Source organism: Sinomicrobium soli, assembly GCF_003285545.1.
In the GTDB taxonomy this organism is placed as follows: Bacteria; Bacteroidota; Bacteroidia; order Flavobacteriales; family Flavobacteriaceae; genus Sinomicrobium.
On the sequence record NZ_QLNV01000003.1, the window covers coordinates 1 to 19,297 of the forward strand.

Below are 19,297 nucleotides of genomic sequence, written 5' to 3' on the forward strand. Positions count from 1 at the left end.
TAACCACTTGCTCCAGCATTGGTGTCGATGGTTGTGATCGTGTTGCCGGCGGCATCCGTAAAGGTATATACCCCGTCGATTTCCGTAACACTGGTCGTGTTCGCATCAATCGTAATTACTGTACCATCTACGGAAGTATGGGTATAGGTACCGTTGCCATTATCCACTAAAATATCGGACCCGGCATTTAAGATATTGACGATCTCATTATAGATATCGCCCTGGTTGACGATATTGTCTGCAACTTCCTGTACCGGGTTAACCGTTACGGTATCGCCATTCTTATTGATAAAGGTATAAGTGCCATCACCGTTGTCTGTAAAATTTCCGGTATTGGCATCAAAAAGGGTTCCGGTGGCCCCCGGTTTCAGGTTTCCTTCGGCATCGTAATCCTCTTCATTGTAATAAGTAAAAGTACCATCGCCATTATCTACGAGAGTAGTCACGGTTTCATTTGCCTCTACAATTTCCCTGATGGTGACTTCCCTGTTTTCTCCGGTTTCGGTAACATAGGTAAATGTATCACCATCATAATATACATTTCCCCCGATATAGGAGTTGTTTATGGTCTCGAAAAGTTCGTTCCTGACTTCTTCGTTGTTGATGATTTCCTCAAACTGATTGACTACGCTTGCGGGAATATCGATCACTACACCACTACCCGGAACAGGATTACCGGCCTCATCAAAAGCCGCTTCATTGTAATAGGTATAGGTACCATCGGCATTCTCTGTCAACCGGGTTACGGTCTCTGCTTCCCTTACCAGGTCCTCAAAACCGATGGTTACCTGGTCTCCTGATTCATTAATATAGTTAAACTGATTGGTCACCGGGTTATACACCACGATATTGTCCACTACATTTCCCCCGGAAATATCCTGCGGGGTAACCACGCGGTGCCAGCTGTTGTCTAACCAGTAGTAGTAACCGGGTTTTATATCGCCGGCAGTTGCCGTATTAAAGACCAGCAGGCTTTCTACGTTACCACTTGTTATGGTCATCACGTCTTTGGTGCCGGTCAGCGCTACCCGGGGGATCAAGATCCCCTTGTCCTGTGCGACTATATCGAGCTGTGCCGAGTTGTCGGGCATGGGGGTCCCGATACCTACCTGCGCATAGCCGGAATAAACCATTGTCAGAAAAAATACTAAAGCGTATAATTTTTTCATCATACATCGATTAAGTTAGTTAGCAATCTTTTATCCGCGAGTTTCCCCGCAGCCCTTATAAAAACTATATTTGAATGAATGTTTTTGCCTTAAAAACAGGCAATAAAGAAGAGGGGCATTACTTCCGGTCGCGTAGTAACACCTCAAACTTATTCGGTATGAAAAAATGTGAATTAAGTAGTTCTCTCCCCTATATGCTATTTTTCAACAAACTTAGACACGGCAATTTCCTGCAATGGTGGGGTACCTCCTACTTTCGACAAAGTGCATTTTTATCCGATAAAATGTGTCAGTATGAGGTAGGGTGTAAACAAAAAATGTCATTTTGAAATGTGGAAAAACAAAGTGGTATGTTATTTTTGGAAACCGGCCTGGAAAGCCCTCTCCCTACTCCTCACTTATTCTGTTTATTGCTGTAAAAAACCGGGAGAAGAAGGGACAGGCACAACAACAGGGCAGAACACGAGACCCCCTCAGCGGGGGGTCGTGTATCTGCTTTTTATTAAGTTATATAGTTATATCGTCGTATTCCCGGATTATCCCGTTACCTGATTTCTTCAGACGGATTGCTCAGCACCTGCTCTCCGGGTGAAATATCTCCGAAGACCTCTACAATACTGTCCAGGCGTATGCCCTCTTTTACGGGAATACGTTTGATCCCGTTGCCGTTCAATACCATCACAAAAACACCCGACTGCGTGTTCAGTACACTTTGCAGGGGTACCCAATACGAAGGGTCTTTACGCTGCAATTTTAAGCTCACCTGTGCATAATCCCCGCCTTGTAATACTCCGGAAGAATTGTCGATATCAAATTCCAGTTTAAGCGCACGGTCCCGCTGGTCGAGCAATCCCGAACTCCGGGAAAGCCGGGCATTAAAAATCTTCCCCGGCTGCGAACTGACCGTGAATTCTGCCTGCATTTCCTGTTTTACCGAAGCCGCGTGTTTTTCCGGAAGGGATAATGTCAGACGCAACCTGTTCTCCTGCGCCATCTCAAACAACGGCAGCTTGTCTCCCGTACCCGTCAACGCTCCTACCGAAACGTTCCGCCGGGTGATCACGCCGTCAAAAGGTGCAGTAATACGGAGGTATCGCTGCAATTGCAAGGTCCGGGCAGTACCTGCTTGAGATGCTTCATAGGCAGACCTGGCACTTTCCAGGGCACTTCTGGCCCGGTCCAGTTCGAGTTCTGCCACTGCCCCGGTTGTTTTGGAGGCTTCTGCCAATCGCTCATACGCCTGCCTGGCATAGCGGTAATCGCTGTGTACTTTTTGCTCGGTAGATTTATCAGACAGGTATTGCTGTTCCATTTCCGGAGCTTCCAGAACCGCCAGGAGCTGCCCTTTGCGCACATAATCGCCACGGTCTGCCTCCAGGCGTTTTACAAATCCGGAAACCCTGGCATATACCGAAACCTGTTCATAAGGTTTCAGTTCTGCCGGCACCGAGATCTCATATTCGGGGTTACCTGATCTCACGGCTGTCGTGGGATAGGTAACCGGCCCTGTTATTTGATCCGGTTGCTGTTCTTTTTTCTTTTCCTGTTGCGAACAGGACGCAAAAGTCAAAACCAATACGGAAGCTATTACCGATGTTATATTTTTTGAAATACGATGATTCATCTGTTCTTTTTTTAATTGAATAAATATTGGTGCTACGCTTTTTGTCCGGAAAAATACCTGCTCTCTTTATCATAGGGGTCCAGTGACGGGCTCACGATACCCGACCTTGACATCACGGACGAAAAGAAGTGTGGTAGCAGCAGGAGGATGGTTATCGTAGAGGCTATAAGCCCCCCGATCACCGCCCTGCCCAGGGGAGCTACCTGTTCGGCGCCATCCCCTATTCCCATGGCCATGGGCAACATTCCGGCAAACATGGCCCCGGCGGTCATCAATACCGGCCTGAACCGGGACGACGCGGCCAGTCTTGCCGAATTGACCGGTTTCAGGGCGAGTTTTTTCCGGTAATATTCTGCCTGGTTTACCAGTAATACGGCATTCGATACCGATACCCCGAGCGACATGATGATCCCCATATACGACTGGAGGTTAAGCGTGCTTCCCGTCAGGAACAACACTATAAGGCTTCCGGCAATTACGGCCGGCAACACCGATAAAATGACCAGGGGTACCCTGAACGATTGGTAATAGGCCGACAACATCAGGAAAATCACTGCAATGGCAACCCCCAGCCCGGTCAAAAGACTGTCCAACGTCTCGTCCAGCAGGTTCAATGTGCCTTCAGTCCATACTGTAGTCCCCCGTGGCGGTTCTCCCGCATCGGCAATGGCTTGTTTTACTGCCACGGAAGCCGTTCCCAGGTCTTTTCCGTACAGATTGGCTACCACGGTTACATAACGGTTGGGGCCTTTCAGGTTTACCTGTGCGGGGGAAGTCACCCTGCGTACACTCGCCACATCTTCCAGAACAGGGCGCATACTTCCTTTTTTCAGCGGAAGTGACCGCAGTTTTTCTTCCGAAGCCATTACGTGTTCCGGTATTTGTACCTGCACCTGGAATACACGCCCCGACTTCGGGTCTTTCCACAGGTTTTTGTTCGTATACCGGGTAGATGAAGTAGCAGTGACCAGGCTCCGTGAGATATCCTGCATGGTGAGTCCGAACTGCCCGGCAAGGTCACGGTCTACCTCTATTTCCAGGGTCGGGTAATCTATGGGCTCGGCAATACGGACATCCCGAAAATAGGGCACTTCTTTCAGCTTGTCCTCAATTTTTGAGGCATGGGCAAAAGCATTTTTAAGCTGTCCCGATCCTACTTTTATTTCAACAGGCGTCATGGCTCCCTGTCCCATAATTTTTTCGGTCAGCTCCATCGGTTCAAAATTGAACGTAGCCCCGGGATGTTTTTCGGCCATCATTGTCCGGATATCTTCCTTTAAATTTTCCATAGACCCGGTAAAGACCTCCCGGTTTACCGAAATCTGTAAAACCGCTTCGTGCGGTGCATTGGTAAAAAGAAAAATGTAATTGATGGGCGATCCGGGAGGGTGCATCCCCACAAAAGCCGAAGTCAGGGAAATACCATTCTCCGGAAGCTGCATTTTTATATCTTCGGTGATCTCCCTGACGAGTTGCTCGGTTTTTTCCAGCCTGCTCCCCTGTGGCGCCTGAATGCGCAGCTGGAGATCACCGCTATCGGAAACCGGCATTACATCTGTACCTACCACGTTGAGCAGAAGTGCCGCCGCTCCCCCGGCGATAACTACATACAGCAGGAACAACGGTACTGCCCTGCCGGACCACTTACGCATCCGGTAGGAATAGCCCAACCTGATCTTTTCAAAAAGGGCGCGCTCTTTCCGTATTTCGTTTTTTGTCCTTTTGCGAAGGAAGTAATATGTGATCCTGAATTTTTCAAAAAAAGCCCGTTTTCCCGGCGTACTGGCTTCTTTGCCGTGCTTGTCTTTCATCAACCGGTTGGCAAGTACCGGCACAAAAGTCTGCGACGCCAAAAACGAAAATATCATGGCAAAAGCGACGGCCATAGACAAAGGCATAAACATATCTTTTGGAATACCGGTCATAATAAACGCAGGGGTCAGCACCGCAAGGATACAGAGTAAGATCAGCAGCTTGGGAACGGAGATCTCATACAGTGCATCCGTGATGGCCAGTGCTTTACCTTTACCCATCTCCATATGCTGATGGATATTTTCTATGGTTACGGTGGCTTCATCCACCAGAATACCGATAGACAAGGCAAGTCCGCTCAGCGTCATGATGTTGATGGTCTGCCCGAAAAGATAAAGCATCATTACTGCGGCAAGAACAGCTATCGGGATGGTGAGCACCACGATTACCGCCCCGCGGGTATCGCCGAGAAACAGCAATATCATCAATCCTGTAAAAACAGCGCTCAGCAGGCCTTCGTGGATCAATGTGGAAAGCGACCTTTCGATGTATCGGGACTGGTCGAACTCATAACGGATATCCACATCTTCAGGCAATTGTCTTTTCAGTTCCGGGATAGCTGCTTTCAGGTTCTGCACAGCATCCAGTGTAGAGGCATCCGCCTTTTTGATAATGGGAAGATAAACCGATCGTTTGCCATTGACCAGTGCATAGGCCACGGTTTTGTCGGCCGCATCTTCCACACGGGCTACATCCCTGATGTATATGGTCCGGTCTCCCCTTGTGGTTACCGGCGTATTTAAGAATTCCTCCGGGTTTTTGGCAATGGAATTGAGCGGGGCCATCAGGTTTTCGTCACCGATAAGGATATTCCCGGAAGGAGACGGAAGACTGTTTCTGGTCATCGCTATGGTTACTTCCTCCGGGCTTAGTCCGTTGGCCTGCAAGGCTTCCGGGTCTAAGCTGACGACAATAGACCGGATATTTCCGCCAAAGGGTGCGGGCGATGTTATACCGGGGATTTCCGTAAACATGGGCCTGACCCTGGTAATGGCCAGTGTCTGTAATTCGTTTACAGAGCGCAGGTCACTTTCAAACACCAGTTGCCCTACCGGAAGCGAACTGCCGTCGAACCGGACAACCATAGGAGGTACGGCCCCTTCGGGCAGGAACCCCATAGCGCGGGAAACCGATGTGGATACTTCCCCGGCTACCTGTGCCATGTCGGTCCCGGGATAGAAGGTCAGTTTCATCAGGGTCAGGCCCTGTACACTCTTGAAATCAATGTTTTTTACCCCGCTGACAAACAGCAGGATCTTCTGAAATTCATTGGCCATAAAACTATTCATATCCGACGGAGAAAGTCCTCCGTAAGGCATGGCAATATATATCGCCGGTAATTCCACTTCGGGGAAGATATCTACGTTGATCTTCTTTATGGTACTATAGGAAAAAAAGACAATGGTCAGGACGCCAACCATAATGGCGACGGGCTTTCGCAATGCAAATCTGATCAGGTTCATATCTGAAGGTTAAAGATTGTTAAACAAAAAGTCGAAATCTGCCGTCAGTTCCGCCTCGTAAGCCAGCAGCATCCAGTAATCACGGGAAGCCTCTATATGGTTGCCTTCCGCCTGTTCCAGCAGGCTGCGTATCTGCAGGAGTTCACTCAGGGCAATAAGGCCGGTTTTATACCGTGCCAGGTACATGCCATAGGCCTCCTGCGATTGTTTTACGGCAAGGCTTGTTTTCTGAAGTCTTTCGTATTGTTGCAGTACCTCAGCCCGTGAAGCCGATAAGCCGGCCTGCATCGCCTGTTCGTGTTCCAAACGGAGCAGTTTTGTGCTTTCGGCAGCCTTAAAAAGGCTTTCCCCTTTTAAACGGTTGCTATGCAATCCGGTAATATTCCAGGTAATACCTATGCCGACAAGAATATTATCAGCCGTATTGGAAAAACCGTCTCGCCATTTTGAGGATATTGTTCCGGAAGAGGCAATTCCCGTTCCGCGATAGGCATACCCGCCTATCAGCCGCAACGACGGAAGTGAAGCTCTCTTCTGCGCTTTTCCGCTAAGAGCGTAGTATTCGGATTGCCTGTTTAATACACTTAGAGCGGGATGTGCCTGATCTACCGTGTTTTCCCCGTTAAAATGGTTTCCGGCAGGATCTGAAAAACGCCTCGAAGAGGCCCCGTAATCAACGGTGTCGCCCGGATAAAGTTCCAGTAACCTGATAAGGGCCGCTTTCCGGTACCCGCTCCACCTGTCGTATTCACCCCGCGACTGCACATAAGACGACGATGCGAGCAAACTGTCTGCCGCCGGCCTGATCCCCGCCGCTGATAACCCGGACGTGATGTGTCGTATATCGTCGAGGCGTTCGGTGTTCTTTACTGCCAGGTTTAGCCGGGCGTCGTTGTACAACAAGGAGATATACCGTTCTGACAATACTTTTTTAAGATGGAGTATATAGGCCTCCTTTTCACTCACCCTTTTGCGATACCGGGCGCTGGCAGCTTCGTTCCTCTTGTGAAGTCTCCCGAAGGAGAACAGCTCCCACTCTACCGTAGCGGAACCGAAACTGTTGGGCGCCATAGAACTGCTTCCTTCCGGAACATCTGCAGCACCGCTTACATTAAAGAAACCGGGTTGGGGGAAAAATGCACCTGCACTTCCTTCATAAGTAGCATAAGTGTTCTGTGCCTGGGCCTTTACCTGCGGGAGCCTGTCGCTCCTTACGGCCCTTTCGCCGAACTTCGCCGCATCCATGGCCGATATTTTTGCGCCGATACCCGGATAGTGCTTTTCCACAACCGGCCATAATTCACCGAGAGTATGTTGTTCCGGCTGCGCGTGAAGTTCCGGAGCAAACAGTGTCAGCCAGGAAATATATAAGGCTGACAGAAAAAATCTGATCATATTAAAACGGAATTGATACCGGGGTAAGCTGTCCCGGTATGTAATTATTAGATACAATAACAGTTATGGCCAGTTCCCGGGGGAAAAGGCCTGAAAAACGGTATCGTATTATCCTATATGATCAGTTTCCGGTGCCGGATAAAGATAGGTGTGGCACCTGCTATGCGATTGCCGCCATACCCCGGATGTGCCGTAAAGGAACCCGGGACCCTCCCTGCAAAAAGAAAGTACAGCAGGGTACACGACAAAAGCAGGGCTGCGGTATACAGTGATAGCCCGGACTGTTCCTGCTGTATCACGGAATGGCCGGTAGCGGCCTGATAAGTACAATTTGCCGTAAAACTGCCGGTAAGTACCTTACCAGACCTTTCGGCGGGCACATGCTGTGCGGTAGTGTGCCGAAGCCCTAACAGGTCCTTTAACCCGGATTTTACGGTACAGGAAGACAAAACAATACAGCAAACCGATACAACGGCAAAGAACAGCCTCCATACGTTTACCTTATCCTTTCTTGCTTTTGCTTCCATACGCTGCAATAGTACTGTTTTTTTCTTTTCCTCCCAAACAAGGAATGCCTAACACTTTGTTAAAACCCAAAAATGATCTCCCTGTCATTATTCATCGGCACCCTGCATAATACCGGGGTTTACACATTGTAAAGGAAAAAAACTATACTATTCCAATATTCATTTCCCCGTTGTCACTTCCTGAAATCCTCAATACGGTCGCCCAGGTCATAAACCGGTATGCCCGTTATGTTCCCTGCGGCAATACTGCTGCCGGCAGCACTGCGATAACCTCCGGCACAGTGTACCACCAGGGGCTTGTCTGCCGGTATTTCCTTTACCCGGTCGCGGAGTTCAGGCAGCGGGATATGGATCGCATGCCCGAAAAAAGGCTGCTGTGCCACTTCCGCCTGGTTCCGGACATCCACAACGGTAAAGTCTTCAGGATTTCTGCGGAATGCTTCATAATCAAAAGCATCGGAAGCCTGCAATCTTCCGGTGCCGGGAATGATCACGGCTACCATCTGTTTTTCATACCCGATTTTCACTACCCGGTTCATTACATCCCGCTGGTGGTCTACATCCGGCACTACGAGATAGAAAGGCTCTCCGGGCTTTACGATACTTCCCAGCCAGGTCTCGAACTTATCATCTTCCGTCCTGGCCATGATATTAATGCTGCCGGGAAAGTGTCCTTCCCTAAATGCTTTCCCGTCCCGCACGTCCACAAAGGTAAAAGCATCTGTTTTCTGCGGATCGAGAAACCGGCGAACCCCGGCAATGGCTCCTTCAGCACTTTCCGCCCCGTTTCTGTTGAGCTCCACATCATACCCGAAATACGCCGGAATAAAGGGCTGGTCTTTCAGAATGTTCTGCACAAAGGTCTCCTCATCCACAGTCCTGAACGCCCAGTTTCCCATACGTTCATTTCCGAGCGTACCGGAGGCTTCACTGCCGAGGTTCTTGCCACATAGCGACCCTGCTCCATGTGCCGGGTATACGACCGTAGTATCGGGCAGATGGTTGAATTTGTTGTGAACGGTACGGTACATGTCTCTTGCAAGTGCTTCCCGCTTTGCCTTCATGTTCCCGGCGTGCTCCCTCAGGTCCGGCCGCCCGACATCGCCGATAAACAGGGTATCGCCCGAAAACATGGCATATTCTTCTCCCTCACGGGCTATGACGGTAATACTGTCCGGCGAATGCCCCGGGGTATTTACAGCACTGAACCGGATCTGCCCCATCCGGAAGGTATCGCCCTCATCGAAAGGAATATGAGGGTAAGCGGCACCCACCAGCCTGCTCACATAAATACCGGCCCCGGTTTCCTTGTGAACCTGCAGGTGACTGCTGACAAAATCGGCGTGGGGATGTGTCTCGAACACGGCCACTATCCTCGCCTTCTTTTCAAGGGCATACCTGTAATAAGGCCCGGGGTCCCTGGAAGGGTCTACCAGGGCCATCTTGCCGTCGCTCACTATGGCATAGGAATAATGGGCGAGCGGTTTATCCTGAAACTGTTTTACATCCATAACGGTATATTTTTGATATAAAAGTAATGGATAAATACCTTATGCAGGGTAACCTGGGTTACACAAAAAAAGCCGCCCCCGAAACAGTCGGGGGCGGCTTTCCATAGTTAAGAAAAATATCGCTATACCTACTCCGGGTGCATGAAACGCTGTTTCCCGAGCAGTTCTTCTTCGCTCTCTACGTGATCGTCGTCCGGCACACAGCAGTCTACCGGGCATACCGCGGCACATTGAGGTTCTTCGTGAAAACCTTTACACTCCGTACATTTGTCCGGAACAATATAATAGATCTCATCAGACACCGGTTCCTGCGCATCATCGGCATTTACTTCACTCCCGTTGGGAAGCACAACATCACCGGACAGCGAAGTACCGTCGCTGTATCTCCAGTCGTCTGCCCCTTCGTAAATAGCCGTGTTCGGGCATTCCGGTTCACAGGCCCCGCAGTTTATACATTCATCTGTTATGATAATTGCCATGTTTCTCTCTTTTTGGTGTAACTTTGTGAAGCAAAAATACGGCGAAAAGGAATTCTATACAAAAAAACTAGACTTTTCATTTTTACGGGTTTTTCCGGGAACGCCCCAACCCGGCATAAGTTCCGGTTTTGCCTGTTTTTTGCCTGTTTTTCAAGATCTGAAAACACGATGAAATAGTCGGAAGTCGGAAGTAAATTTACTTCGGGCCTCGAAAACAAACAATATGAATGCTATGCAGAAGAATACAGACGCTTTTGTACAACTGGGGGCTTTTATGGCACAGTTCGGAACGGAGGTCCCCGTTCGCAATGAAAGTGTGGCGCACAATGATCTCTTTTACGAAGCCTTTAAAAAGCAATTGCAGCTTGCAGAAACACACAACGGGTGGTTTACCCCTTCAAACCTGGCTTTTGCCCTGGACCAGTGGGGGGCGGCACTGCGCAGGGAAAACCTGCTGGACTGGCTCTCGGCATATCCCCTGGAAAAAGCCACCCCGCAGCGTATCGCGGTTATCATGGCCGGGAATATCCCCCTGGTCGGTTTTCACGATTTTATGAGCGTACTGCTCTGCGGACATTCGGTGATCGTAAAACAGTCTTCAAACGACCGCCACCTGCTGCCTTTCCTGGCAAAGTACCTGGAACACGTCAACCCCGGATTCCGCGGAAAGATCCGTTTTACGGAAGACCGGATAGAGGACTACGATGCCGTAATCGCTACGGGGAGCAATAATACGGCGAGGTACTTTGAATACTATTTCGGAAAAAAACCGCATATCATCAGGAAAAACAGGAATTCGGTAGCCGTCCTGAACGGCAGCGAAACCCCGGACCGGCTGGAAGCCCTGGGAGAGGATATTTTCAGGTACTTCGGACTCGGGTGCCGCAACGTATCGAAATTATTCGTTCCGGAACACTATGATTTCGATATCCTTTTCAGGGCTGTATACCCCTATAAGGATATTATCGAAATACAGAAATACGCCAACAATTACGACTACAACAAGGCCGTATACCTGATGAGCCTCTTTAAATTACAGGACAACGGATTCCTGATGCTCAAGGAAGACGAGAGTTACGCTTCCCCTATTGCCACCCTCTTTTACGAAACCTATTCGGACCCCCGCGGGCTACAGGAAAAATTACGGGAAGATGCGGAGCACATCCAGTGTATTGTGGCCGAAGGATTTCCGGATTCCGGTATCCCTTTCGGACACACGCAGAAACCCGGACTGAAAGATTATGCGGACGAGGTGGATACGGTTGATTTCCTGTTAAAAATATAACAAATATTTATTGTTCTTTTGTTCTGATTTCATTGTAATTTTAGCATTTTTGCATAGAACTCATTCAACACAACATTTGTCAAATCTACATAATGAAAAAACACAATTTTAGTGCCGGCCCCTGTGTACTTCCACAGGAAGTCATGAAGAAAGCTTCCGAAGCGATCCTCAATTTCAACGGACTGGATCTTTCGCTGATAGAAGTATCCCACCGCAGCAAGGATGTTATCGAAGTCATGGAAACCGCGCGTTCCCTCGCTGTCGAACTGCTCGGCCTGGAAGGCAAGGGATACAAGGCACTCTTCCTCCAGGGAGGTGCCAGCCTCGAATTTTTAATGGTAGCCTATAACCTGCTGGAAAAGAAGGCGGCGTATTTAAATACCGGTACCTGGAGCAGCAAGGCCATTAAAGAAGCCAGAATGCTGGGAGACGTGGTAGAGGTAGCCTCTTCCAAAGACGCCAATTTCAATTATATCCCGAAAGGGTACAGCATTCCCGAAGACGCCGATTATTTTCACTGTACCAGCAACAACACCATTTTCGGTACACAGATCAAGGAATTTCCCGAAACCGGGGTTCCGCTGGTCTGCGACATGAGTTCGGACATCTTTTCCAGGCAGCTTGATTTCTCAAAATTCGATATCATCTATGCCGGGGCCCAGAAAAATATGGGGCCTGCCGGGACTACCCTGGTAGTGATAAAGGAAGACGTACTCGGAAAAGTTTCCCGAACCATTCCTTCTATGCTCGATTACCGGGTACACCTCGACAAAGACAGCATGTTCAATACGCCCCCGGTATTTGCAGTATATGTATCCATGCTCACCCTGCAGTGGCTCAAAGACCTCGGAGGTGTACCGGCCATTGAAAAGATAAACAATGAAAAAGCTTCCCTCGTATACGGTGAAATAGACCGGAATCCGCTCTTTAAAGGATTTGCCGCAGTAGAAGACAGGAGCCCGATGAATGCGACCTTTAATCTGACTGATGAAGCCCATAAGGATGCTTTCGACGCACTCTGGAAAGCAGCGGGCATCAACGGCCTCAACGGTCACCGCAGTGTAGGAGGATACCGTGCCTCCATGTACAATGCGCTTTCCGTGGACAGCGCCAGGGTACTGGTGGAGGCCATGCAGGAACTGGAGAAAAAAGTAGGATAACCCGAATATAAACAACAACATCCTGTTCCCGAAGCGGAACGGGAACACAAAACAGCATAACATGAAAGTATTAGCCAACGACGGGATTTCCCAAAGCGGGATTGATGCCCTGGAACAGGGAGGCTTTGAAGTGATCACCACCAAAGTAGCCCAGGAACAGCTTGTAACCTATATCAACGAAAACAACATCGATGTTATCCTGGTCCGCTCCGCCACCAAGGTGAGAAAAGACCTTATCGATGCCTGTCCGGGTATCAAGGTTATCGGGCGCGGTGGCGTAGGAATGGACAATATCGACGTGGAGTATGCGCGTTCCAAAGGGCTCAGCGTTATCAATACTCCCGCGGCCTCTTCCGAGTCTGTTGCCGAACTGGTATTTGCACACCTGTACGGCGGAGTGCGTTTCCTCTATGATGCCAACAGGAATATGCCGCTGGAAGGAGAGACCAAATTCGGCCAGCTTAAAAAAGCCTATGCCGGAGGCGTGGAACTTCGCGGAAAAACCCTGGGGATCATCGGTATCGGGCGTATAGGTCTGGAAGTGGCCAGAATAGCGCTCGGTGTAGGGATGAAAGTTGTCGTTGCCGACAAATTCGTGGAAGAGACCGAGGTTACCGTCGATTTCTTTGACGGGCAATCTGTTTCCGTAAAACTCAAAACCATATCTCCCGAGGAAGTTTACCGGCAGGCAGACTTTATTACGCTGCATGTCCCCGCCCAGAAGGAATATGTGATCGGGGAAAAAGAACTGGGGCTTATGAAAGATGGTGCGGCCATCGTGAATGCGGCCCGGGGAGGCGTTGTTGACGAAGTGGCACTGGTAAAAGCCCTCGACAGCGGAAAGCTGGCTTTTGCAGGACTTGATGTTTTTGAGAACGAGCCCACTCCTGCCGTCAAGGTGCTCATGCACCCCAAAATATCGCTTACTCCCCATATCGGTGCCGCTACCAACGAGGCACAAAGCAGGATAGGTACGGAGCTTGCAGAACAAATTATCAGCATTTTAAAGTCATAATCGGTACGATAATCGACATTATAGCAATTTCAAAAAGTCTCCTCGAATCATTTGAGGAGACTTTTTCGTATCTTGGGATGGCATAACATTCAAAAACATCAAACACATGGCAGGTATAGCAGACCTTTTAAACAGCGATCTGGGCAGACAAATTATAGGCGGGGTCAGCAGTGAGGCCGGAACTTCACAACAGGAAACCTCCAGCGTACTGTCTATGGCGCTCCCTGTGCTTATGGGAGCCATGCAGAAAAACGCCTCTTCACCCGAAGGAGCCTCCAGCTTGCTCGGCGCCCTCTCGGGCAGCAAACACACCGGGGGAATCCTCGACAACCTCGGAGGGTTTTTCGGAGGCGGGGTCAACCAGGAAGACGAACAGGACGGCGCCGGGATCCTCGGGCATATTCTGGGCAGCAAACAATCGACCGTAGAAAACGCGATCAGCCAGAAATCCGGGGTGAGTTCGGGTACGGTAAGCAAGATCATAAAAATAGCCGCTCCTATTCTTATGGGATACCTGGCCAAACAGGCCAGAAACCAAAATGTAAATTCTACAGAGGGCCTGTCAGGCCTGTTAGGTAACCTTATGGGGGGCCAGGGAGACAAAAACCAGAGCCTGGTCACTTCCCTGCTCGACTCCGACGGAGACGGAAGCGTCCTCGACGATATTGCCGGCATGGCCTTCGGAGGAAAAAAAGGCGGTGCAGGAGACCTGCTCGGCGGACTGTTCGGGAAATAAGCCCGTCTTTTACAGCACATATAAAAATCACCCCGCAATGTTTTTGCGGGGTGGTATTTTTTTATGATATTTCGGGGGTAGTAGGTTAATAAGTTATTTAGGCAAGCCGTAACTCAATAACCCAATAACTCAACATAAATCATCACCATGAAAAACAAGACAGCATACATTACGGGAGGCTCCAAAGGCATAGGCCTCGGCATTGCACAGGCATTACTGAACAGCGGCATGAGGGTCGCCATCAGTTGCAGGGACGTAAAAACGGGAGAAGAAACCATGAAAAGCATTACCGATAAGAGCGATAGCTATATGGTGATCGCTTCCGACGTTCGTGAATTTGCCTCGGAGGAAAAAGCCATCGACAAGGTTCTCGAAGCCTGGGGACAGCTGGATGTAGTGGTGGCCAATGCCGGAATAGGCCGGTATGCCCCCATAGACGAACTTACCCCTGAACAATGGCAGGACACTATAGACACCAACCTGACAGGCGTATTTCACACGGTAAAGGCTTCCGTAGAAGCATTGAAGAAGAGCAAGGGCTACCTGATCACCATTGCCAGCCTGGCCGGAACAAATTTCTTTCCCAAAGGGGCCGTGTACAACGCCAGCAAGTTCGGGCTCGTAGGGTTTACACAGGCCGTAATGCTCGACCTGCGCCCGTATGACGTAAAAGTCTCTACCATCATGCCCGGATCGGTTGCCACCTACTTTAACGGGAATATCCCCGACGCTTCCGATGCCTGGAAAATACAACCGGAAGATATCGGGCAAATGGTAGCCGATCTGCTCCGTATGCCTGCCAGGACACTGCCCAGTAAAATAGAGGTACGGCCGAGTAAGACTTCGTTGTAGTAGTTGATTAGTTCTTAGTTCGTAGTTTGTTAGTTGTTGTCATTCCGACGATAGAGCCTGTCCCGGCCTTTTCGGTCGGGGAGGAATCTCCGGTGCTTCCTTTATGCTGTTGAAGTTCCCTTGCTCCTGGGTTGAGATTCTTCGCTTCGCTCTGAATGACAAGCATTGTCATTCCAACGAAAGGAGGAATCTCCGGGCTTTCGGTTATGCTGTTGAAGATTCTTTGCTCCGGGGTTGAGATTCTTCCCTCCGCTGCGCTTCGCTACCCATGACGTGTCTATCGTAAGTTGCTCCATTTCAAAAACTCCCCTCTTCAGACGAAGAGGGGTGGGCAGCTATGCTGGCCGGGGAGTTTTGAACGGCCTGAACTTTGGCGTATATTCCCAAAGGTTTGGGATTATCCTTATGATCCGGGCTTTCAAAACCCTCCGTCTCATCGAAGATGAGCCACCTCCCTTCGTCTGAAGGGAGGAGTTATGTGTGGGTTTATCACATTTGATCTATGAAGACAAAAACGTCATCTTCATTTATGCGGTTGCTTAAACGTTAGGTCTCTGAATGACATTGTTGTCATTCCGACGATAGGAGGAATCTCCGGTGCTTCCTTTATGCTGTTGAAGTTCCTTTGGGCTATGGTAGAGATTCCCTGCCGGCCGGACAGGCGGGTTCGCTTCGCTCTGAATAACACTTCCAACCCCGAAATATACATTAAAACCAGTATTCGCAAAATGAGAATATACATTTCTAAAAAAACATTACATATTCATTACCAGTTTTTTAAATATGATTACCTAAACTTATAATATAATATAAATATCACGGCTTAATAGCGACACAATCACACCATTACAAGCTGTAAAAATCGCTACTTTCACCGGATATTGTGGCAGCTGAACAACTTAATCACTATCTTTGCCCCCTGAAAAAATTAATGACCTATGTCTATGCGCCTGCACAGAAATCTTGTATTTACCGTAATCGATGCACTTAATGCCGTTTTTAATGAAGACGAATACGCCGACAAGGTGGTGGCACGCGCGCTTAAAAAAGACAAGCGGTGGGGAAGTTCGGATCGCAGGTTTGTGGCGGAAACCATTTACGACATTGTAAGGTGGAAGCGGCTGTATGCGGAGATCGCAGACGTAAAAGAGCCCTTTAACCGGGATAAGCTGTGGCGTATTTTTGCCGTATGGGCCATATTGAGAGGATACAGGCTCCCCGACTGGAAGCAGCTCGGGGGCACCCCGGCCCGGCGGATCAAGGGGCGTTTCGAAAGCTTGTCAAAAATACGCGTATACCGGGAATCCATCCCCGACTGGATCGACAACACCGGGGTCGAAGAACTCGGGGAAGCTGTCTGGGAAAAGGAAATAGCTGCCCAGAACCAGCAGGCCAGGGTGGTCTTACGGGTCAATACCATAAAGACCTCGAGGGAAAAACTCAAGGCCCTGCTCGACAGCGAAGGCATCGCTACCGATACGCATAAAGACTACCCTGATGCCCTTATCCTCAGGGAACGGACCAACGTATTCCTGACACCGATGTTCAAGGACGGACTGTTTGAGGTGCAGGACGCCTCATCCCAGCTGGTGGCGCCCCTGCTCGACCTTCAGCCCGGCATGAAAGTAGTGGATGCCTGCGCCGGTGCGGGAGGAAAAACACTGCATATCGCAGGGCTTATGCAAAATAAGGGGCAGGTCATTGCCATGGACCTGTACGAAAGCAAGATGAAGCAATTGAAGATCCGGGCCAGGAGAAACGATATTCACAATATAGAGTACCGGATCATCGAAAACAGCAAAGTGATCAAGAAACTGCACGGCAAGGCAGACCGCGTACTTATCGATGCCCCATGCAGCGGGCTGGGCGTACTGAAAAGGAACCCGGATTCCAAATGGAAATTACAACCGGAGTTCCTCGACAACATAAGAGAAACCCAGCAGGAACTCCTGCAAAGCTATTCCAAAATGGTCAAACCCGGCGGTAAACTGGTTTACGCTACCTGCTCGGTGCTTCCTTCCGAAAACCAGGAACAGGTAAAAAAATTCCTGGATTCGGAAAACGGGAAATCCTTTGAACTGGTTAAAGACAAAAAAATACTCGCTTCGGAATCCGGCTTTGACGGATTTTACATGGCGCTGCTCGGGCATAAAGGGTAGGAAAAAAATTCCGGGACGGTTTCGGACCGTTTCCTATTCCCTTATTTTTTCCAGGATATGCCCCGGGCATCTCATCGGCTTTCCGGTACGCTTGTCCACAAAAACCAGTACCGTATTTCCCAGGGTCAGTACCTCGTCATTTTTTCCCAGGATCTCGTAGTCAAACTCGATCTTCACCCCCGGCTCCGAACGGAGCGAAGTCACCACCCTGATCACATCGTCATACCGGGCAGGTTTTTTATAATCGAGTTTCAGCGATACTACCGGGAGCATAATACCCTCTTCCTCCATAGAACGGTAGGAAATTCCGATATTCCGAAGCCACTCTACCCGCCCCATTTCCAGGAATTGCGCGTAATTGCCGTGATACACCACCCCCATCTGGTCGGTTTCGCCATATCTGATTCTTATGCTGATTTCATGTGTTTTCATAAAAAATTATCGTATATTTCAGGTGTTAAGATAACGTAAAAATGCTGTTAACAGGCATGAGAAAAAAAAAGTGAATATTCAACCGGTATTTGATTTTTTTTTTCAATTTTTTGTTCACATATTTGTTCAACCTAAGACGGGAAGATATATTATTTTCGATCTTCTTTATAATCACTAACCTAACAAAAAAAACTATTTAGAGGTAATGAATTTAACTGCGCAATCGGTATGGGATAACTGTCTGTCTTTTATTGAGGATAATATTCAGCCCCAAGCTTACAAAACCTGGTTTGCCCCGATAAAGGCTGTCAAACTTACCGATAACGCTTTGAGTATACAAGTACCGAGTAAGTTTTTTTACGAATGGCTGGAGGAACACTATGTAAAGCTGTTAAAGGTTGCGCTTACAAAAGAGCTGGGAGAAAATGCCAAACTGGTGTACATTATCAAGATGGAAAACACTTATGGCAACCAGCGCCCGTTTACCGAAAAGATCCCGAGCAGTAACCGTACCCACCTGCAACCGCAGGAACTGGACGTACCGGTAAAGCACAAGAACCCGGAATTAAAAAATCCTTTTGTCATTCCCGGGATCCGGAATATAAAGATCGAATCCCAGCTCAACCCGAATTACAATTTCGACAATTTCCTCGAGGGCGATTCCAATCGCCTGGCCCGTTCCGCAGGGCTGGCCGTGGCAAACAAGCCGGGAGGGACCTCGTTCAACCCGCTTCTTATATTCGGAGGTGTGGGGTTGGGAAAAACACATCTCGCCCATGCCATCGGCGTGGATATCAAGGACAAATATCCCGAAAAGACCGTACTCTATATTTCTGCCGAAAAATTTACCCAGCAGTTTATAGAGTCTGTCAAAAAGAATACCAGGAACGATTTCATTCACTTCTACCAGCTCATCGACGTGCTGATCATAGACGACGTACAGTTCTTTTCCGGAAAGTCCGGAACCCAGGACGTGTTCTTTCATATATTCAACCACCTGCACCAGAACGGGAAACAGGTGATACTGACCTCCGACAAGGCGCCGGTAGACATGCAGGATATCGAGCAGCGACTGCTTTCGCGCTTTAAATGGGGGCTCTCCGCAGAATTGCAGACTCCCGATTACGAGACCAGGATATCCATACTTAAAAACAAACTGTACCGCGACGGGGTGGATATGCCGGAAGAGATCATCGAATATGTGGCCAAAAACATCAAGACCAATGTCAGGGAACTGGAAGGCGCCATCATTTCGCTTATCGCGCAGTCTTCCTTCAACAAGAGGGAAGTCACCATAGACCTCGCTACCCAGATCGTCGAGAAGTTCGTAAAGAACACCAAACGGGAAGTCTCCATCGACTATATCCAGAAAGTGGTATCGGATTACTTCCAGATGGATGTGGCCACCCTGCAGTCCAAGACCCGCAAGCGGCATATCGTACAGGCGCGCCAGCTGGCCATGTTCTTTGCCAAGAAATTCACCAAAGCCTCCCTGGCAAGCATAGGGTCACAGATAGGAAAAAGGGATCACGCTACGGTACTTCACGCCTGTAAAACGGTAGATAACCTGGCCGAAACGGATAAACAGTTCAGAAAACACCTGGAAGACCTTTCCAAAAAGCTTTCGCAGTAGCTCAGGTTAACAGGTTATTGAGTTAATAAATTATCCAAACTAACA

14 protein-coding genes and 1 pseudogene are annotated in these 19,297 nt (G+C 49.1%); 7 read left to right on the forward strand and 8 right to left on the reverse strand.

Annotation, left to right across the window (positions count from 1 at the left end; genetic code table 11):
- The 7 genes and pseudogenes from DN748_RS03915 to DN748_RS03955 form a co-directional block, all read right to left on the reverse strand.
- Window positions 1-1,172: pseudogene (locus DN748_RS03915) on the reverse strand (hypothetical protein); the annotation flags it as partial.
- A 541-nt stretch (window positions 1,173-1,713) separates the two neighbouring features.
- On the reverse strand, window positions 1,714-2,793 hold the full coding sequence (locus tag DN748_RS03930) for an efflux RND transporter periplasmic adaptor subunit (RefSeq protein WP_112370481.1): 1,080 nt from the start codon (window positions 2,791-2,793) through the stop codon (window positions 1,714-1,716).
- A 32-nt stretch (window positions 2,794-2,825) separates the two neighbouring features.
- Window positions 2,826-6,068 (reverse strand): efflux RND transporter permease subunit, encoded by a 3,243-nt coding sequence (locus DN748_RS03935; protein ID WP_112370482.1) that lies wholly within the window; start codon window positions 6,066-6,068, stop codon window positions 2,826-2,828.
- 9 nt (window positions 6,069-6,077) lie between these two features.
- Window positions 6,078-7,463 (reverse strand): TolC family protein, encoded by a 1,386-nt coding sequence (locus DN748_RS03940; protein ID WP_112370483.1) that lies wholly within the window; start codon window positions 7,461-7,463, stop codon window positions 6,078-6,080.
- 113 nt (window positions 7,464-7,576) lie between these two features.
- Window positions 7,577-7,990, reverse strand: coding sequence for a hypothetical protein (locus tag DN748_RS03945; RefSeq protein ID WP_112370484.1), 414 nt, complete (start codon window positions 7,988-7,990; stop codon window positions 7,577-7,579).
- Between the two features lie 173 nt (window positions 7,991-8,163).
- Window positions 8,164-9,501 (reverse strand): MBL fold metallo-hydrolase, encoded by a 1,338-nt coding sequence (locus DN748_RS03950; RefSeq protein WP_112370485.1) that lies wholly within the window; start codon window positions 9,499-9,501, stop codon window positions 8,164-8,166.
- Between the two features lie 128 nt (window positions 9,502-9,629).
- Entirely contained in the window at window positions 9,630-9,980 is a 351-nt protein-coding gene (locus tag DN748_RS03955; RefSeq protein ID WP_112370486.1) for a 4Fe-4S dicluster domain-containing protein, read from the reverse strand.
- 223 nt (window positions 9,981-10,203) lie between these two features.
- Between DN748_RS03955 and DN748_RS03960 the strand changes: the two genes are divergently transcribed.
- The 6 genes from DN748_RS03960 to DN748_RS03990 all read left to right on the forward strand — a co-directional run bounded on the left by DN748_RS03960 (window position 10,204) and on the right by DN748_RS03990 (window position 17,187).
- A complete protein-coding gene (locus DN748_RS03960) occupies window positions 10,204-11,265 on the forward strand; it encodes an acyl-CoA reductase (protein ID WP_112370487.1) in 1,062 nt (353 codons plus the stop codon).
- Window positions 11,266-11,357: 92 nt separating this feature from the next.
- Window positions 11,358-12,425 carry a 3-phosphoserine/phosphohydroxythreonine transaminase gene (serC, locus tag DN748_RS03965; RefSeq protein WP_112370488.1) on the forward strand — a complete coding sequence of 356 codons (1,068 nt, stop codon included), beginning with the start codon at window positions 11,358-11,360 and terminating at the stop codon, window positions 12,423-12,425.
- Window positions 12,426-12,486: 61 nt separating this feature from the next.
- Entirely contained in the window at window positions 12,487-13,440 is a 954-nt protein-coding gene (locus tag DN748_RS03970; protein ID WP_112370489.1) for a D-2-hydroxyacid dehydrogenase, read from the forward strand.
- Between the two features lie 106 nt (window positions 13,441-13,546).
- Window positions 13,547-14,176 (forward strand): DUF937 domain-containing protein, encoded by a 630-nt coding sequence (locus DN748_RS03975; RefSeq protein WP_112370490.1) that lies wholly within the window; start codon window positions 13,547-13,549, stop codon window positions 14,174-14,176.
- Window positions 14,177-14,323: 147 nt separating this feature from the next.
- Window positions 14,324-15,028, forward strand: coding sequence for an SDR family oxidoreductase (locus DN748_RS03980; RefSeq protein WP_112370491.1), 705 nt, complete (start codon window positions 14,324-14,326; stop codon window positions 15,026-15,028).
- 944 nt (window positions 15,029-15,972) lie between these two features.
- Window positions 15,973-17,187 (forward strand): RsmB/NOP family class I SAM-dependent RNA methyltransferase, encoded by a 1,215-nt coding sequence (locus DN748_RS03990; RefSeq protein WP_112370493.1) that lies wholly within the window; start codon window positions 15,973-15,975, stop codon window positions 17,185-17,187.
- A 33-nt stretch (window positions 17,188-17,220) separates the two neighbouring features.
- Here DN748_RS03990 and DN748_RS03995 read toward each other — a convergent pair whose 3' ends face one another.
- On the reverse strand, window positions 17,221-17,619 hold the full coding sequence (locus tag DN748_RS03995) for an acyl-CoA thioesterase (protein WP_112370494.1): 399 nt from the start codon (window positions 17,617-17,619) through the stop codon (window positions 17,221-17,223).
- A gap of 205 nt (window positions 17,620-17,824) precedes the next feature.
- On the opposite strand from DN748_RS03995, the gene dnaA reads away from it, so the two are divergent.
- Window positions 17,825-19,252, forward strand: a complete 1,428-nt coding sequence (dnaA, locus tag DN748_RS04000) for a chromosomal replication initiator protein DnaA (RefSeq protein WP_112370495.1) — start codon at window positions 17,825-17,827, stop codon at window positions 19,250-19,252.
- Window positions 19,253-19,297 lie beyond the last annotated feature (45 nt).

Bases quoted from the DNA above. Each gene is read 5' to 3' on its own strand.
- DN748_RS03930 (WP_112370481.1), bottom strand. From the start codon at position 2,793: ATGAATCATCGTATTTCAAAAAATATAACATCGGTAATAGCTTCCGTA.
- DN748_RS03935 (WP_112370482.1), bottom strand. From the start codon at position 6,068: ATGAACCTGATCAGATTTGCATTGCGAAAGCCCGTCGCCATTATGGTT.
- DN748_RS03940 (WP_112370483.1), bottom strand. From the start codon at position 7,463: ATGATCAGATTTTTTCTGTCAGCCTTATATATTTCCTGGCTGACACTG.
- DN748_RS03945 (WP_112370484.1), bottom strand. From the start codon at position 7,990: ATGGAAGCAAAAGCAAGAAAGGATAAGGTAAACGTATGGAGGCTGTTC.
- DN748_RS03950 (WP_112370485.1), bottom strand. From the start codon at position 9,501: ATGGATGTAAAACAGTTTCAGGATAAACCGCTCGCCCATTATTCCTAT.
- DN748_RS03955 (WP_112370486.1), bottom strand. From the start codon at position 9,980: ATGGCAATTATCATAACAGATGAATGTATAAACTGCGGGGCCTGTGAA.
- DN748_RS03960 (WP_112370487.1), top strand. From the start codon at position 10,204: ATGAATGCTATGCAGAAGAATACAGACGCTTTTGTACAACTGGGGGCT.
- serC (WP_112370488.1), top strand. From the start codon at position 11,358: ATGAAAAAACACAATTTTAGTGCCGGCCCCTGTGTACTTCCACAGGAA.
- DN748_RS03970 (WP_112370489.1), top strand. From the start codon at position 12,487: ATGAAAGTATTAGCCAACGACGGGATTTCCCAAAGCGGGATTGATGCC.
- DN748_RS03975 (WP_112370490.1), top strand. From the start codon at position 13,547: ATGGCAGGTATAGCAGACCTTTTAAACAGCGATCTGGGCAGACAAATT.
- DN748_RS03980 (WP_112370491.1), top strand. From the start codon at position 14,324: ATGAAAAACAAGACAGCATACATTACGGGAGGCTCCAAAGGCATAGGC.
- DN748_RS03990 (WP_112370493.1), top strand. From the start codon at position 15,973: ATGCGCCTGCACAGAAATCTTGTATTTACCGTAATCGATGCACTTAAT.
- DN748_RS03995 (WP_112370494.1), bottom strand. From the start codon at position 17,619: ATGAAAACACATGAAATCAGCATAAGAATCAGATATGGCGAAACCGAC.
- dnaA (WP_112370495.1), top strand. From the start codon at position 17,825: ATGAATTTAACTGCGCAATCGGTATGGGATAACTGTCTGTCTTTTATT.